Origin of the sequence: Streptomyces sp. NPDC032472 (genome assembly GCF_040636955.1) — a bacterium.
Classification (GTDB): Bacteria; Actinomycetota; Actinomycetes; order Streptomycetales; family Streptomycetaceae; genus Streptomyces.
This window is the reverse complement of sequence record NZ_JBEZVK010000021.1, coordinates 119899-134905: the sequence shown is the minus strand read 5'-3', so window position 1 is coordinate 134905 and position 15007 is coordinate 119899. Positions and strand designations below refer to the sequence as shown.

General features: G+C 73.0%; 17 protein-coding genes and 1 pseudogene. 17 read left to right on the top strand and 1 reads right to left on the bottom strand.

Features of this window, described 5'->3' with window-relative positions:
* The 14 genes and pseudogenes from AB0F11_RS17060 to AB0F11_RS16995 form a co-directional block, all read left to right on the top strand.
* Positions 1 to 451: pseudogene (locus AB0F11_RS17060) on the top strand (hypothetical protein); the annotation flags it as partial.
* Positions 452 to 495: 44 nt separating this feature from the next.
* Positions 496 to 1197, top strand: a complete 702-nt coding sequence (gene cpaB / locus AB0F11_RS17055) for a Flp pilus assembly protein CpaB (protein WP_362173696.1) — start codon at positions 496 to 498, stop codon at positions 1195 to 1197.
* Positions 1198 to 1204: 7 nt separating this feature from the next.
* Positions 1205 to 2539: an AAA family ATPase gene (locus tag AB0F11_RS17050; protein WP_362173693.1), complete on the top strand. Its 1335-nt coding sequence runs from the start codon at positions 1205 to 1207 to the stop codon at positions 2537 to 2539.
* A 3-nt stretch (positions 2540 to 2542) separates the two neighbouring features.
* Positions 2543 to 2902, top strand: a complete 360-nt coding sequence (locus AB0F11_RS17045; protein WP_362173690.1) for a TadE/TadG family type IV pilus assembly protein — start codon at positions 2543 to 2545, stop codon at positions 2900 to 2902.
* Position 2903: 1 nt separating this feature from the next.
* Entirely contained in the window at positions 2904 to 3446 is a 543-nt protein-coding gene (locus tag AB0F11_RS17040) for a TadE/TadG family type IV pilus assembly protein (RefSeq protein ID WP_362173687.1), read from the top strand.
* Positions 3443 to 4780, top strand: a complete 1338-nt coding sequence (locus AB0F11_RS17035; RefSeq protein ID WP_362173684.1) for a CpaF family protein — start codon at positions 3443 to 3445, stop codon at positions 4778 to 4780. Before AB0F11_RS17040 ends, AB0F11_RS17035 begins: the two co-directional genes overlap by 4 nt.
* Positions 4777 to 5715 carry a type II secretion system F family protein gene (locus AB0F11_RS17030; RefSeq protein ID WP_362173681.1) on the top strand — a complete coding sequence of 313 codons (939 nt, stop codon included), beginning with the start codon at positions 4777 to 4779 and terminating at the stop codon, positions 5713 to 5715. The genes AB0F11_RS17035 and AB0F11_RS17030 overlap by 4 nt, the downstream gene beginning before the upstream one ends.
* Positions 5716 to 5748: 33 nt before the next feature.
* On the top strand, positions 5749 to 6639 hold the full coding sequence (locus AB0F11_RS17025; RefSeq protein WP_362173720.1) for a DUF5936 domain-containing protein: 891 nt from the start codon (positions 5749 to 5751) through the stop codon (positions 6637 to 6639).
* Between the two features lie 165 nt (positions 6640 to 6804).
* Positions 6805 to 7965, top strand: coding sequence for a histidine kinase (locus AB0F11_RS17020; protein ID WP_362173678.1), 1161 nt, complete (start codon positions 6805 to 6807; stop codon positions 7963 to 7965).
* Entirely contained in the window at positions 7965 to 8657 is a 693-nt protein-coding gene (locus AB0F11_RS17015; RefSeq protein ID WP_362173675.1) for a response regulator transcription factor, read from the top strand. Before AB0F11_RS17020 ends, AB0F11_RS17015 begins: the two co-directional genes overlap by 1 nt.
* 110 nt (positions 8658 to 8767) lie before the next feature.
* Positions 8768 to 8965, top strand: a complete 198-nt coding sequence (locus tag AB0F11_RS17010; protein WP_362173672.1) for a hypothetical protein — start codon at positions 8768 to 8770, stop codon at positions 8963 to 8965.
* Positions 8962 to 9609: a pilus assembly protein TadG-related protein gene (locus tag AB0F11_RS17005; RefSeq protein WP_362173669.1), complete on the top strand. Its 648-nt coding sequence runs from the start codon at positions 8962 to 8964 to the stop codon at positions 9607 to 9609. Before AB0F11_RS17010 ends, AB0F11_RS17005 begins: the two co-directional genes overlap by 4 nt.
* A gap of 29 nt (positions 9610 to 9638) precedes the next feature.
* On the top strand, positions 9639 to 10223 hold the full coding sequence (locus AB0F11_RS17000; RefSeq protein ID WP_362173666.1) for a hypothetical protein: 585 nt from the start codon (positions 9639 to 9641) through the stop codon (positions 10221 to 10223).
* Between the two features lie 4 nt (positions 10224 to 10227).
* Positions 10228 to 10884, top strand: a complete 657-nt coding sequence (locus AB0F11_RS16995; RefSeq protein ID WP_362173663.1) for an OmpA family protein — start codon at positions 10228 to 10230, stop codon at positions 10882 to 10884.
* On the opposite strand, the gene AB0F11_RS16990 is transcribed toward AB0F11_RS16995, so the two are convergent.
* On the bottom strand, positions 10881 to 11438 hold the full coding sequence (locus tag AB0F11_RS16990; RefSeq protein ID WP_362173660.1) for a TetR/AcrR family transcriptional regulator: 558 nt from the start codon (positions 11436 to 11438) through the stop codon (positions 10881 to 10883). The genes AB0F11_RS16995 and AB0F11_RS16990 overlap by 4 nt on opposite strands.
* A 112-nt stretch (positions 11439 to 11550) precedes the next feature.
* On the opposite strand from AB0F11_RS16990, the gene AB0F11_RS16985 reads away from it, so the two are divergent.
* The 3 genes from AB0F11_RS16985 (at position 11551) to AB0F11_RS16975 (ending at position 14938) form a co-directional block, all read left to right on the top strand.
* Entirely contained in the window at positions 11551 to 11967 is a 417-nt protein-coding gene (locus AB0F11_RS16985) for a nuclear transport factor 2 family protein (RefSeq protein ID WP_362173657.1), read from the top strand.
* A 114-nt stretch (positions 11968 to 12081) separates the two neighbouring features.
* The gene (locus AB0F11_RS16980; protein ID WP_362173654.1) at positions 12082 to 12912 is read left to right on the top strand and encodes an alpha/beta hydrolase; all 831 of its coding nucleotides are present in this window, start codon (positions 12082 to 12084) and stop codon (positions 12910 to 12912) included.
* A gap of 220 nt (positions 12913 to 13132) precedes the next feature.
* Positions 13133 to 14938: a CAP domain-containing protein gene (locus tag AB0F11_RS16975; RefSeq protein ID WP_362173651.1), complete on the top strand. Its 1806-nt coding sequence runs from the start codon at positions 13133 to 13135 to the stop codon at positions 14936 to 14938.
* Positions 14939 to 15007 lie beyond the last annotated feature (69 nt).

The following is a 15007-nucleotide window of genomic DNA, read 5'->3' as shown; positions in this document are numbered from 1 at the left end:
CCACGGCGGACGCGGGGGCGGGTCGCGCGGGGCCGCGGGTACGGCGCTCGCCGCCGGCGCGGGCGGCGCGCTGGACGGGCTGCCGCCCGGGCCCGCCTTCGCCACCCACCTCACCTTCGCGCGCGGGCAGCTCGCCTCGGACTGGGTGACCGCCGAACTGGCCCCCGCCTGGCAGGTCCAGGGCGTCATGGAGAACCCGCTGCCGGCCGACTCGCCCTCCTGGTGGGCCACGCCCAAGCTCGTGGAGTTCGCCGCCGGGATCCCGGACCTGTCCGTCCTCTACCAGCTGGTCGCCTCCGTACGCCGCGACGAGTGCCGCTGGTGCGGCCTCGAACTCATCGGCGACCGGTGCGGCTTCTGCTCCGCACCCCTCACGGCGCCGCCCGCCGCGGCGCCGCCGCCGGCCGGGGACGCGGCCGCAGGCACCTCCCGCACGCGCGCAAGACACTGACCGACCGGCCCGAACGAACGAAGAACGGCGAGGTAGTACGGCACATGAACTCACGCCAGCGCCGCGGCGTCATCCTGCTGCTCCTGTCGCTCCTGTGCGCCCTCGCGGCGTTCGGCGGGGTCGTCGTGGTGATCGGCGACGTCAACTCCAAGGTCGGGGCCGAGGTCGTCGCGTACCAGGCCAAGGCCGACATCGCCCCGTACAGCCCGCTGTCCGCCGGCCAGTTCGAGGAGGTCAGCATCCCCAAGCGGTGGCTGTCCGGCACCGCCGTCACCGACCTCGGCGCCCTCAAGGACAAGATCGCGCTGACCACCCTGCGCAAGGGCTCGCTGCTCCAGTCGGACATGGTCGTCGACCGGCCGCAGCTCCAGCCCGGGGAGCAGGAGATCGCCATCATGATCGACGCGGCGACGGGCGTGGCCGGAAAGATCTACTCCGGGGCCAAGGTCAACATCATCGCGACCTTCAAGGGCGCCAAGGAGTCCGATCCGGCGCGGTCGGTGATCATCGTGGCCAATGCGCGCGTCCTGAACGTCGGCAAGCTCACCGCCCTCGACAAGGACAGCGACCGCAAGGGCCCCGCCGAGGTCGTCCCGATCACCTTCGCCCTGAACACCAAGGACACCCAGCGCGTCGCGTACGCCGAGTCCTTCGCGGAGCACGTACGCCTGGCCCTGGTGGCCCCCGGCACCGACTCCGCGCCCAGCGCGGGCGACCGCACGTACACCCTCGACGGGGACAAGTGAGGCCCGGATGACCACCCGAATCCTCCCCGCGGCCGGCGACCCGGACGCCGCCCGCGCCATCTCCTCCCTCATCGGCCAGCTCCCCGACGCCGAGCCGGCCGCGCCCGTCCCCGACTCCACCACCCTGCTCGACACCCTCGGGCGGCTCGCCGCCGAGTCGGTCGACGAGCTGCCCGAGGTGGTCCTCGTCCACGAGCGGATCGGGCCGGTGCCCGCCCTCGACCTGATCCGCGAGGTCGCGCTCCGCTTCCCGGCGGTGGGCGTCGTGCTGCTGTCCTCCGACACGGGCCCCGCGCTGTTCTCCGCCGCGATGGACTCCGGGGCCCGCGGGCTGATCGGGCTGCCGCCCTCGTACGAGGAGCTCGCCGCCCGCGTCCAGGCCGCCGCCCAGTGGTCCGTGGGCGTACGCCGCCACCTGGGGCGCTCCGCCGACGTGTTCACCGGGCCCGGCGGGCGGGTCGTCACCGTCGCCGGGGCCAAGGGCGGGGTCGGCACCACCTTCGCCGCGGTGCAGTTCGCGCTGGCCGCGGCCGCGGCGGGCCGGCGCACCGCGCTGGTCGACATGGACCTCCAGGCCGGCGACGTCGGCTCCTACCTCGACGTGCAGTTCCGGCGGTCCATCGCCGACCTCGCCGGGATCCAGGACATCTCCCCGCGGGTCCTGCAGGACGCCGTGTACGACGACCGGACCGGACTCGCCCTGCTGCTGGCCCCCGCCGACGGGGAACGCGGCGAGGAGGTCGACGACCGGGCCGCCCGGCACGTCGTCGGGGCCCTGCGCAGCCGGTACGAGCTGGTCGTCATCGACTGCGGCACCCAGGTGACCGGCGCGAACGCCGCCGCGGTGGAGATGGCCGACGTGGCCGTGCTGGTCACCACGCCGGACGTGGTCGCGGTGCGGGCCGCGAAGCGGATGGTCCGGATGTGGGAGCGGCTCCAGGTCCGCAAGGCCGAGGACACCGCGCTGGTCGTCAACCGCTGGAGCAAGCACACCGAGATCCAGCCCGCGCTGATCGAGAAGATCACCAAGACGCGGGTGGCGCGGACCCCGGTCCCGGCGGCCTTCAAGGAGCTCCAGGCGGTGGTCGACGCGGGGCGCGTGCAGGACCTGGACAACCGCTCCACCGTGAAGCAGGCGCTGTGGACGGTGGCCGGGGAGCTGGGCCTGCTGGCGGCGCGGGAGGAGCCGGCGGCGGCCGCCGCGTCCCTCCCGGGCGGGGCCGCGGGAAACCCCGGCGCGGCCCTGGCGGTGCGTGCGGCCGGCCCCGTGGCCCGACTCCGCCGCGGCGGCGGCGACCGCGGCGCCGCCGGCCCGTGGCTTCGCCGCGGCCGGGAGGGCTGACCGGTGCCGCCCCGCAGAGGCGACCGCGGCCAGGTCGCCCTGGAGTTCGTCGGCATGGTCCCGCTGATCCTGCTGCTGATCGCGGCGGTCTGGGAGTGCGTCCTGATCGGCTACGCCTTCTCCCTGGCGGGCAACGCCGCGGACGAGGCGGCCCGCGCGGGCGCGGTCAAGGGCGACGGGGCGTGCGCCTCGGCCGCGGCCAAGCACATCGGCGGGGCCTGGACCATGTCCGCCGACTGCGGCGAGGCGGGCTCGCTCTACAAGGCCACGGTCAAGCTCAACGTCCCGGTGTTCTACCCGGGCCTGGACATCGGCGTCCCCATCACGGGCACGGCCGGCGCGGCGATGGAGAGGGAGGACTGAGATGCCCCACAGCCCCGACACCCGGCCCGCCCGGTGCCGCCCCGCGCCCCCCACGGCCGGCCCGAGCCGCGCCGTCGCCCTGGACCCGGGCCCTGCGGGCCACACCTTCCGCCCGGCCCCGACTCGCGGCCGGGGCGCTGCCGCGGCGGTCGCCGCGAGACCTGCGGCCGGGCTGCGGGGACTGCGCTCCCCGGACGGGGACCGGGGGCAGGTGGCGCTCGAGTACATCGGGTTCATCCCGATCCTGCTGTTCGTCGCGCTCTGCGCGATCCAGCTCGGCTGGGTCGCGTACGTGCACGAGCAGGCGGACACCGCTGCCCGGACCGCCGCGCGGGCGGAGGCCCGCAAGCGCGGGTCGGGGGAGGCGGCCGGGCGGGCCGCGGTCCGGGCCGGGCTCGAAGCGGACGTCAAGGTCGATCCCGGCCGGGACGCGGTCACCGCCACCGTGCGCATCAGGATCAAGTCCATCGTGCCCGGGCTCGGCCTCGACGACGCCACGCGGACCGCCATCATGCCCAACGACGACCCGGAGGTCGGACCATGAGCCTGCGTTCCCGGGTCGCCACACCGGACGACCGGCACAGCCCCCGCGAGGACGGCCGCCTGGTGTCCTCGTACCGCGCCAAGCTGCTGGAGGAGATCGACCTCGCCGAGATGTCCGCCCTCGCCCCCGCCGAACGGCGGATCCGGCTGGAGCGCGTGCTCGGGCACATCATCAGCCGCGAGGGCCCGGTCCTGTCCACCGTCGAGCGGGCCCAGCTGATCCGCCGCGTCGTGGACGAGGCCCTCGGCCTCGGCGTGCTCGAACCGCTCCTGGAGGACGCCTCGATCTCCGAGATCATGGTCAACGGCCCCGACCAGATCTTCGTGGAGCGGGCCGGCCGCGTCGAGCAGCTCCCCCTCCGCTTCGCCTCGCACGAGCAGCTCATGCAGACCATCGAGCGCATCGTCTCCACCGTCAACCGCCGCGTCGACGAGGCCAACCCGATGGTCGACGCCCGCCTGCCCAGCGGCGAGCGCGTCAACGTCATCATCCCGCCGCTCTCGCTCACCGGGGCGACCCTCACCATCCGCCGCTTCCCGCGCGCCTTCACCCTCCACGAGATGATCGGCCTCGGCTCGCTGGACGAGCAGATGCTCCTTCTCCTGTCCGGCCTGGTCCAGTCGAAGATGAACCTGATCGTCTCCGGCGCCACCGGCACCGGGAAGACCACCCTCCTCAACGCCCTCTCCGGCCTCATCCCGGAGGGCGAACGCATCATCACCATCGAGGACTCCGCCGAGCTCCAGCTCCAGCAGGCCCACGTCATCCGCCTCGAATCCCGCCCGCCCAACGTCGAGGGCAAGGGGCAGATCACCATCCGCGACCTCGTCCGCAACAGCCTCCGCATGCGCCCCGACCGCATCATCGTCGGCGAGGTCCGCGGCGGCGAGACCCTCGACATGCTCCAGGCCATGTCCACCGGCCACGACGGCTCCCTCGCCACCGTCCACGCCAACAGCGCCGAGGACGCCCTGATGCGCCTGCAGACCCTCGCCTCCATGTCCGAGGTCGAGGTCCCCTTCGAGGCGCTGCAGGACCAGATCAACAGCGCCGTCAACGTCGTCGTCCAGCTGACCCGGTTCGGCGACGGCTCCCGCCGCGTCACCGAGATCGCCATCCTCGACTCCCACGGCCGCGAACCCTTCCGCATCACCACCGTCTGCCGCTTCGCCGCCCAGCCCATGGGCGCCGACGGCCGCGTCCACGGCAGCTTCGAGTACTTCCCGCTGCCGCGCCGCATCGCGGACCGCCTCTACATGAACAACCAGCCGATCCCGCAGGCCTTCGGCGTCGCCGTGTCGGAAGCCCAGCTCGCCACCCGGACAGCCCTGTGAACCCCATCGTCCTCCTCACTCTCGGCGCCACCCTGCTGGCCTGCGTCCTCGTCATCGCGGGCGTGCACGTGTACATGGCCGGCCGGGCCCAGCGCGCCGCCCTCATCGAACGCCTCGTCACCGACGGCGCCCCCGAGCCCGCCGGCCGCCGGCGCCGCTTCCCCGGCGTCGACCGCCGCCTGCGCAGGACCGCGCTGGGCAAGCGGATCGAGGTCAAGCTGGCCGTGACCGGCCTGGACCTCACCCCGGGCGAGTTCTTCGTCTACATGCTGATGTCGGTGGCCGGCACATGGCTGGTGGCCGCCAGCTTCCTCGCCCCCTTCTTCGGACCCGTCGCCGGCCTGATCGGCCTGTGGGCGGCCAACGCCTTCCTCAACTGGCAGCGGGCCCGGCGCACCGAGCGGTTCATCAACCAGCTGCCCGAGCTCGCCCGCATCCTCGCCAACGCCACCCAGGCCGGGCTGGCCCTGCGTACGGCCATCGCCATAGCGGCCGAGGAGCTGGAGGCCCCCGCCGGCGAGGAGCTGTCCCGGGTCGCCGACCGGCTCGCCGTCGGCCACTCCATCGAGGAGTCGCTCGGCGAGATCGCCGAACGGCTCCCGTCCCGCGAGCTCGTCGTCCTCGTCTCCACCCTCGTGCTGTCCGCGCGGGCGGGCGGCGAGCTCGTCGGCTCCCTGCGGAACCTGACGGTCACCCTGGAGCAGCGCAAGGAGACCCGGCGCGAGATCCGCACCCAGCTGTCCCAGGTGACCGTGACCGCGTACCTCGTGCCGGCCATCGGGCTCGGCTCGCTGCTCCTGGTGAACCTGATGATGCCCGGCGCGCTGGACCGGATGACCGGCGCGTTCCTCGGCCAGACGGCGGTCCTGGTCGCGCTCGGCCTCTTCACCCTGGGGTTCGTCCTGATCCGCCGCCTGTCGAAGATCGATGTCTGAGGGGCGGGGACCGCGATGACCGCAATGACCGCACTGACCCTGGGCCTGGCCCTCGCCGTGGGACTCTCCGTCCTCGGCATCTTCCACGGCATCCGCCTCTACCGCGCCGAGACCAAGCTGCCGAGCGACCTCGCGCTCGCCCTGGAGGTCGGCGCCACCCGCACCACCGCCGTCGGCTCGGCCGTCGACCGCCTCGGCATCCGCTGGGCGCCGCTGGTGCTGCGCCTGATGGGCCCCGACCGGGTGGCCCGCAAGCGCCGCCAGATCGACATGGCCGGCAACCCCGCCGGCCTCACCATCGACCGCTACGCGGCGCGCCGCGCGGTGTACGGGTTCCTCGGCGGGCTCGGCGCCTTTGCGATGCTGCTCAACGGGCAGCTCGTACCGGCCCTGCTGATGGTCGCGTTCGGGCTGTTCTGGATCGAGGTCGGGCTGTGGTCCGCGATCCGGATCCGCCGCGACCACATCGAGCGGACCCTGCCCGACTTCCTGGACGTCCTTGCCGTCGTGGTCAGCGCCGGGCTCGGCTTCCGGCAGGCGCTGGACCGGGTGGCGGGCAAGTACGAGGGCCCCTGGTCTGACGAGATCCGCATCACGCTGCAGCAGATGGACATGGGCGTCAGCCGCCGCCAGGCCTTCGACGAGCTGCGCCGGCGCAACGACTCCGAGCAGGTCGCCCAGTTCGTCACCGCCCTGCAGCAGGGCGAGGAGCTCGGCTCCCCGATCGTGGACACCCTGATCGCCATCGCCGAGGACATGCGCCGCACCGACGCGCAGAACGCGCGGCGCCGGGCCGCCCGCGCCGTGCCCAAGGCCACCTTCGCGGTGACCATGTTCATGCTGCCGGGCACGCTGATCCTGCTGGTGTGCGGGTTCGTGTACGGGGCCAACGTCGATTTCGGCGCGATGCTCGGGGGTGGGTGAGCGGCCATGGCGGTACTGGACACGGGCGCCGTCGGGGCTGCGGCTCGGCCCGGCCGGGGTCGGGGCGCGGCGCGGGCGGGGGAGGGGTTCGGGGCGCGGCCGGGGGAAGGCGTCGGGGCGCGGGCGGGGGAAGGCGTCGGGGCCGGGGACTCCCTCACCCTCCGGGTGAATGCGCTGCAGGCCCTCTGCCGGCGGGTGTTCGCCTTCCGGATGGTGATGATCGGGCTCGGCGCCCCGCTGGCCCTGGCCGGGACCGCGCGCGGCGGGCCCACGTACCTCGTGGCCGGGGCGATCCTGCTGACCTTCATGTGCTCGTACGCCCTCTTCCGTGACTGGGAGCGCTTCGGGCCGCTGCTGCTGCGCCACCGGTGGCTGCTGGCCGTGGACACGGCGTTCGGCGCGCTGCTGCTGGTCACGGCGACCCCGCGCTCCCCGCTCGGCTTCGTCTCGCTGTGCACCCCGCTGCTGGCCGGGCTGGTCTACGGCTGGCGCGGCTCGGCGGTGTACGCGGCCCTGCAGGCGGTCGCGGTGGCGGCGCTGCCGGGCGGGGTGCCGGCCCTGTCGGTGCTGTGCCTGGTGGCCGGTGCGGCGGGGTCCTCGCTGCGCGACCTGCTGTTCCGCTTCGGGGCGGCGAGCCAGGCCCTGACGGAGGTGCGGGCGCGGCTCGCGGTGGCCGAGGCGGTGCGTGGCGAACGGGACCGGCTGGCCCGCGAGATGCACGACTCGGTGTCGAAGACCCTGCACGGCCTGGCCCTGGCCGCCGACGCCCTGTCCCGCACCGCCGACCCCGCCGCCGTACGGGCCCAGGCCGAGCTGCTGTCCGGGGCGGCCCGCCGGGCGGTCGCGGAGTCCCGCGAACTCCTGACCGACCTGCGGCGCGACGTCGAGGCGCCGGGGGTGTCGCTGGCGGGAGAGCTGCGGCGGCTGGCGGCGGAAGGGGATGCGGAGGTGCCGACGGAGGTGCTGACGGACGGGACCCTGCCGGTGGTGCCCGGCCCCGTCGCCCGCCAGCTGCTGGCGGTGGCCGCGGAGGCCCTGGAGAACGCCCGCCGCCACGCGGGGGCGACGCGGGTGACGGTGACGGCTTCGGCGTCGGACTCGGCGCACCTCACCCTGCTGGTCGACGATGACGGCCGGGGACTGCCGCCCGGGGGCGCCGACCTGCGTACGGCCGCCTCCACGGGCCGGTTCGGGCTGCTCGGCATGACGGAACGCGCCGCCGCCATCGGGGCCCGCCTGCACATCGGCCCGCGCCCGGACGGCCCCGGCACCCGCGTCCGCCTGGACCTCCCGCTCGCGGCCCTGACCCCGGAAGGGAGCCCCTGATGTCCCCACTGCCGCTCCGCGTCCTGATCGCCGACGACAACCCGGTCGTCCGGGCCGGCCTGGCCGCCCTGCTGGACACCTCGGGGGACATCGAGGTCGTGGCCCAGGCGTCCGACGGCCGCGAAGCCATCGGCCTCACGCGCCGCCACGCCCCGGACGTGGTCCTGCTGGACGTCCGGATGCCGGGCGTGGACGGCATCTCGGCCCTGCCGCACCTGGTCCGGCTGGCGCCCGTGCTGATGCTGACGTACAGCCAGGACCCGGAGGCCGTCCGGGAATCGCTCCTGTTGGGCGCGGGCGGTTACCTCGTCCACGGCGAGTTCACGCCGGACGAGCTGCTCCGGGCCGTCCACGACGCCCGCGAGGGCCGGCCCCACTTCACCCCGACGGCGGCGAGCACCCTGCTCGCGGAACTCCGTACCTCTTCGCAACCGCAACGAACTGTGGCACAGTCTCCTGAGCGGCTGCACAACTCTGTTCTCTTCGGCCTGAGTTCCAGGGAGGTGGAGGTCATGGATCTGATCGCGTCCGGGATGAGCAACCAGCAGATCGCCGCCACCTGCTTCATCAGCGAGAAGACGGTGAAGAACCACATCAACCGCATCTTCGCCAAGCTCCAGAGCGCCAGCCGCAGCGAGGCGATAGCCCGCTGGCTGGGAACCGCCCGTCCGGGGGTGACTGGACATGGCTAGACGCAGTGCGCAGTGGGTCCGTATTTGGGCCCCGGGACCCTTGGTGACGACCGGTGACTCCCCGTACGGTCCGCAAATCGACAGCGGCACCGGACCGGGAGGGACCCCTCATGAAGCAGAGCACCCTGGCGCGGATGCGGAAGCGCTACGAGGCCACGGGCCGCGACCGCGGCCAGACGGCGTTCGAGTACCTCGGGATCATCCTGGTGGTCGTGGTGATCATCGGCGCCATCGTCGGCACGGGCATCGGGCAGGCCATCACCACCAAGATCACGGGTGCCGTCGCGAGCATCACCGCGGGGAAGTGATCCGGCGCAGGTTCCGAGATGATCGCGGGCAGGCGTTCCCGATCTACGCGGTCGCGATCGTCGGCCTGCTCTTCGCTGCTCTGGCCTTCTTCGTCGTGGGTCAGGCCAGTGTCACGCGCAGCAATGCGCAGGGTGCGGCTGATGCGGCTGCCCTCGCGGCTGCCGGTGAGGCCAGAGACAACGCCTTTCTGGGGCTCGACTTGCTCAGTCTCAAGCCCGCTGACTGGACGAAGCTCGTCGATGGTGACCTTCTCACGGGGAAAGGGGCATGCGGAAAGGCGGACGAGTTCGCCGCCTTGAACGATGCCACCGCGCAGTGTGAGGCAGCCATCCCCGTGGTCACCGTCACGGTGCAAACGAACGGGACCGTCGGGCGATCGGTCGTGCCGGGCACGGAAAGCGTTCACGGCAAGGCCACGGCCAAGGCGCGGATCAAGCCGCGGTGCGCCCTGCGGTCGGCACCGGTGCCCACCCCACCCCCCCAGACGCCGAATCCGACGCCGGCTCCGAGCCCGAGCTCCTCGCCAGGAGCGGGAGGCGTCACCTTCGTCTGCGACGGGAAGCCTCTCACCTTGGATCCGGCGAAACCGGGCCCGCTCACCAACCTGGCGAGGGCGCTCTTCACGGTTCGACTGGTCGACTGACACGTACGCGAGAGAAGGAAGCTGCATAGATGAGCACTCGGCACTCGGTGAAGATCCGCGGGGGAGCGGCTGCCGCAGTTGCGGTCGCTTTGGCGATCACGGTGGCGGGTTGCGGCGTGGGGGACGACAGCAAGCCCAAGGCCCAGGACCCGTCGTCGAAGTCCCAAGGAGACGCCCCCAAATCGCCGGCGCCGAGCGGCAGCCCCAAGTCCGCGCCGACGGAGGTCCTCGCCACGGTCAATGGTGAAGCCGGCATGACGCTGACCGTCAACAAGGCGGCGCGGGACGCGGGCGGATTCCTGACGCTGGAGGGCCAGTTGAAGAACACCGGTAGCGCCCCCTATGTCAACACCGCTCCCTGGCGCGGCAACGAGCTCAACGCCAGCGGTGTCTCGGTAGCAGGGGTTACCTTGGTCGACAAGGCCGGCAAGAAGCGCTACTACGTGCTCCGTGACACGGACGGCAGGTGCCTGTGCACCACCGGCCTCGCCATCATCGAAGCAGGGCAGTCGGTGCCCTTCTTCGCTCAGTTCCCGGCGCCACCGGCCGCCACTGCGGAGGTCGAGATGAGCCTGCCCACGTTCGCCACGGCCACCATCAAAATCTCCGGGTGACCCCATGACAAAACGCCACCGCGTAACCGCCGCGACAGCCGTCGCCGGGCTCGTCATCGCCGGCGTCCAATTCCTCGGCGCGACGAGCGCCCACGCCGACGACGTGAAGCCCTCCGTGCCCCCCGGCACCGAGCCCTCCGCCGCGGCCCCCGTGCCCATCGACTCCAAGGCCCCGGGGCTCAAGATCCCCCAGGGCGGGACCCTGGCCCCCATCAAGGTGCTCGACATCGCCGAGGTCGTCGAGGACCTCGGCGGCGAGCAGCGCCGTCAGGAGACCAACCAGACGGTGATGATGGCGCTGCAGTCCGAGGTGCTGTTCCCGGAGAACAGCGCGGTGTTCAACGCCGCCGCAGCCGCCCGCATCCAGGCCATCGCCCAGGAGATCAACACCCAAAAAGCCACCCGCATCCGCGTCTTCGGCTTCACCGACGACCAGGGCAGCTACGAGCACGGCAAGGAGCTGTCCAAGCAGCGCGCCGACGCCGTGCAGGCGGAGCTCGCCAAGACCGTCACCGTCCCCGGCGTGGTCTACGACGTCCGCGGCTACAGCGAGGACTACCCGATAGCGGACAACAGCACCGAGGAAGGCCGCAAGAAGAACCGCCGGGTGGAGATCACCTTCCCCCGGAGCGCGGGCGCCGGCAGCAACACCAGCGGCTAGGCAGCCGCGGCCGCCGCCAGGAGCGTCGTGGCCGCCGCCCCCGCGCGCCGGGCCGGCTCCGGGCCGGGGGTGAGGGCGGCCACGGCCGTGGCGCCCTCCACCAGGATCAGGAGCTGCTCCGCGAGCTCCTCCCGCCCCGCGCCCGCCCCGCCCGCGGCCTCGCCCAGCAGCGCCCGCAGCTCCGCCTTGTGGCGGCGTACGACGTCCAGCACCCCGGCGGGCCCGGCCCCCAGCTCCCCGAAGGCGTTCAGGAACGCACACCCGCGGAACCCCGGCTCCGCGAACCACCCCGCGAGCCACTCGAACACGGCCCCCACCGGATCGCCGGCCGCCGCCTCCACAGCGTCGCGCAGGCTCGCCATCCACCGCCGGTCGCGCCGCTCCAGGTAGGCCGCGACGAGCGCCTCCTTGGCCGGGAAGACCTTGTACAGCCGCTTGAGCGGTACGCCGGACTCCGCGCGGATGCGGTCCATCCCGACGGCCTGGATGCCCTCGGCGTAGAACAGCGCCTCCGCCGCGTCCAGGAGCCGGGTGCGGGCCTCTTCGTCGTCCATGCGGGCAGCGTAGCCGAGAAACCCTTGCGCGGAGAACGCTCGTTCTCGTACGGTTCTCGCATGATCGGAGAACGACCGTTCTCGATCGTTCCCCTCCCGAGAGGCGACGCCCATGACCGCCGTACGCCCGCCCCTGCCGCCCTTCACCGAGGAGTCCGCCCGCGCCAAGGTCCAGGCCGCCGAGGATGCCTGGAACACCCGGGACCCCGAGCGCGTGGCCCTCGCGTACACCGAGGACTCCGTGTGGCGCAATCGCGACCGCTTCCTCACCGGCCGCGCCGAGATCCGCGCCTTCCTCGCCGAGAAGTGGGAGCGCGAGCTCGACTACCGCCTCCGCAAGGAGCTGTGGGCGTACACCGGCAACCGGATCTCCGTCCGCTTCGAGTACGAGTGGCACGACGCCGCGGGCCAGTGGTGGCGCAGCCACGGCAACGAGCAGTGGGAGTTCGACGACGCCGGCCTGATGCGCCGCCGCGAGGCCAGCATCAACGACGTTCCGATCGCGGAGGCGGACCGCCGCCTGCGCTGACGGCTGGTCCCGGTGGCTGGTCCGGGCGGATGGGTCGCGCCGCCGCCCGGTGCGGGGCCGCCCCCTCCGCGGTATGTCTCCCGAGGGAGCGGGTCACCGGCGGAGGAGACAGGCATGCCACGGGCGCGCGTGAACGGCGTCGAGCTCTTCTACGAGGCCGAGGGCCCGGCCGGCGGCGAGCCGCTGGTGCTCGTCCACGGCTCCTGGAGCGACCACCTCGGCTGGCGGTTCGTCCTGCCGCGCCTCGCGCAGACGTACCGGGTCCTGGCGTACGACCGCCGCGGCCACAGCCGCAGCGAGCGCCCGCCCGGTCAGGGCAGCCGGCGCGAGGACGAGGACGACCTGGCCGCGCTGATCGAGATGATGGGCAGCGGCCCCGTGCACGTCGCCGCGAACTCCTTCGGCGCCTCGACCGCCCTCGGGCTGGCCGCCCGCCGCCCCGAGCTGCTGCGCAGCATCATGGCGCACGAGCCCCCGCTGATGGCGGTCGTGGCCGACGAGGCGGAGCTCCGGCCGCTGATGGCGCCCATGCAGGCCGCCATCGGCAGCGTCCTCGCCGCCCTGAGCTCCGGCGAGCCGGAGACGGCCGCGCGGCAGTTCGTGGAGGACGTCGCCTTCGGGCCGGGGGCGTGGGAGCAGCTCCCGGATCCGGTCCGGCGGACCTTCACCGCCAACGCCCCGACCTTCGCCGACGAGCAGGCGGATCCGGACTGGGCCGCCCTCGACCTCGGCCGCCTCGGCGGGTTCACCGGGCCGGTGCTGCTGACCACGGGCACCGAGAGCCCGCCGTGGTTCCCCGTGATCCGGGACAAGGTCGCGGGCGCGTTCGGCGGTCGGGCCGAGCGCCACATCTTCGAGGGCGCGGGCCACGTACCGCACTTGACCCACCCCGAGGCCTACGTCGACCGCCTCACCGCCTTCATCAGCGGCCGGGCCGTCGCCTAGGCATCCCTCCACCGTCCACCGGATCCCCTGCGGGCGCATCCCGGCGGGCCGCTCGCAACCGCAGGCGCCGAATTCACCCGAGTGGCGCAGCAGGGTCCTCGCGGGCGGGCTGACGTCCTCCGAACGGGCGACGGTGGTCTCATCTCCGGCGCCCGGTGGAGCGCGCCGGACGAACGGAGATCTCCACGTCGCAGAGTTCAGCTGAGTTCAGGGGTGCCTTATGAAACCGAACTCGTTCGCCACGGCGGCTGCGATCGCCTGCGGTCTGATCATGATGGGCCCGGCGGTGCCGGCCGGCTTCGCGCAGGGGCACGCCGCCACGGGGCCCGCGGTCGGCGCGGTCGAGGCCAAGGGCGAGACCTGCCCGTCGTCCGACCCCCCGCCCGGTACGGGTTCGCAGATCAGCGACGCCGACGCCGCCGCGCTCGTCCGGGCCCACAACGACGCCCGCCGTGATGCCGCCCAGAAGTACAACCCCGGTCTGACCGTGGTCCCTGTGGAGTGGGACGCCAAGGTCGCCTGCGATGCGCAAGCGTGGGCCGACGACCCGCTGTCCAGCGCGGACGGCGGGCTCCACCACAGCGAGCGCGCCACGAACGGCAACGAGGGCGAGAACCTGCTCAACTCCTCCACGCAACCGGCGCGTCCGATGATCGCGTTCGACCCCTCCGTCGACTACAGCTGGATCGCCGAAAAGCCCAAGTTCGACGCCGACAACAACGCTGCCGTCGACAGCAACGCGGCCGACGGAACCAATTACAAGCTGTGGGGCCACTACTCGCAGATGGTGTGGATGAACCCCGCGTCTCTCACCACGAAGGTCGGCTGCGGCGTGAAGGAGGGCGTGCCGGTGGGGAAGAACGGCGGCACCGGGTGGATCCTGGTCTGCCGGTACCTCGCGGCGGGCAACGTCGGCGGGCAGCAGGCCATCCCGCCCGGCGGCGCCCCGGTCCCGCCGCCCCAGCCGCCGGCCACGACGACCCTGTCCGGGGTGCGCCTGGCGATGGCGAAGCAGCAGGACAACCTGCTCACCGCGCTCGGCGTCGACAAGGCCGGCTTCCTGAACGTGGCGTGGGTGGTCGGGACGCAGCCCTGGCACGACCCGGTGCGCTTCGGTCCGTCGGTCTTCCCGCCGGGGGCCCCGGTGGCCATGGCCAAGCAGACCGACAACCTCCTGACCGCCCTGGCCGTGGACAAGCAGGGCTTCCTGAACGTGGCCTGGGTGGCCGGTACTGGGGCCTGGCACGACCCCGTGCGCTTCGGCCCGGGGATCTTCCCGCCCGGCGCCCCGGTGGCCATGGCGAAACAGCGGGACGACCTGCTCACGGCGCTCGCGGTGGACAAGGACGGCTTCCTGAACGTGGCGTGGGTGGTCGGTACGGGGCCCTGGCACGACCCCGTGCGCTTCGGTCCGTCGGTCTTCCCGCCGGGAGCCCCGGTGGCCATGGCCAAGCAGCAGGACAACCTCCTGACCGCGCTCGCGGTGGACAAGCAGGGGTTCCTGAACGTGGCGTGGGTGGTGAATACGGAGCCGTGGCACGACCCGGTCCGCTTCGGCCCGTCGGTCTTCCCGCCCGGCGCCCCCGTGGCCATGGCGAACCAGCAGCCGAATCTCCTCACCGCGCTCGCGGTGGACAAGGACGGCTTCCTGAACGTGGCGTGGGTGGCCGGTACGCAGCCCTGGCACGACCCGGTGCGCTTCGGTCCGTCGGTCTTCCCGCCCGGAGCCTCGGTGGCCATGGCCAAGCAGCAGGCCAATCTCCTGACCGCCCTGGCGGTGGACAAGCAGGGGTTCCTGAACGTGGCGTGGGTGGTGAATACGGAGCCGTGGCACGCCCCGGTCCGGTTCGGCCCCTCGGTCTTCCCGGCCGGCGCCCCCATGGCCATGGCGAACCAGGCGCCCGACCTGCTGACCGCACTCGGCGTCGACAAGGCCGGCTTCCTGAACGTGGCCTGGGTCGTCGGCACGCAGCCCTGGCACGATCCGGTCCGCTTCGGCCCGGCGGTCTTCCCGTCATCCCCGTAGCAGGGCGGCGGATCAGATCGATTTCCGGCCATCCATTGCCTGAAAACGCTTCGGGTGGTGGATGGCCGG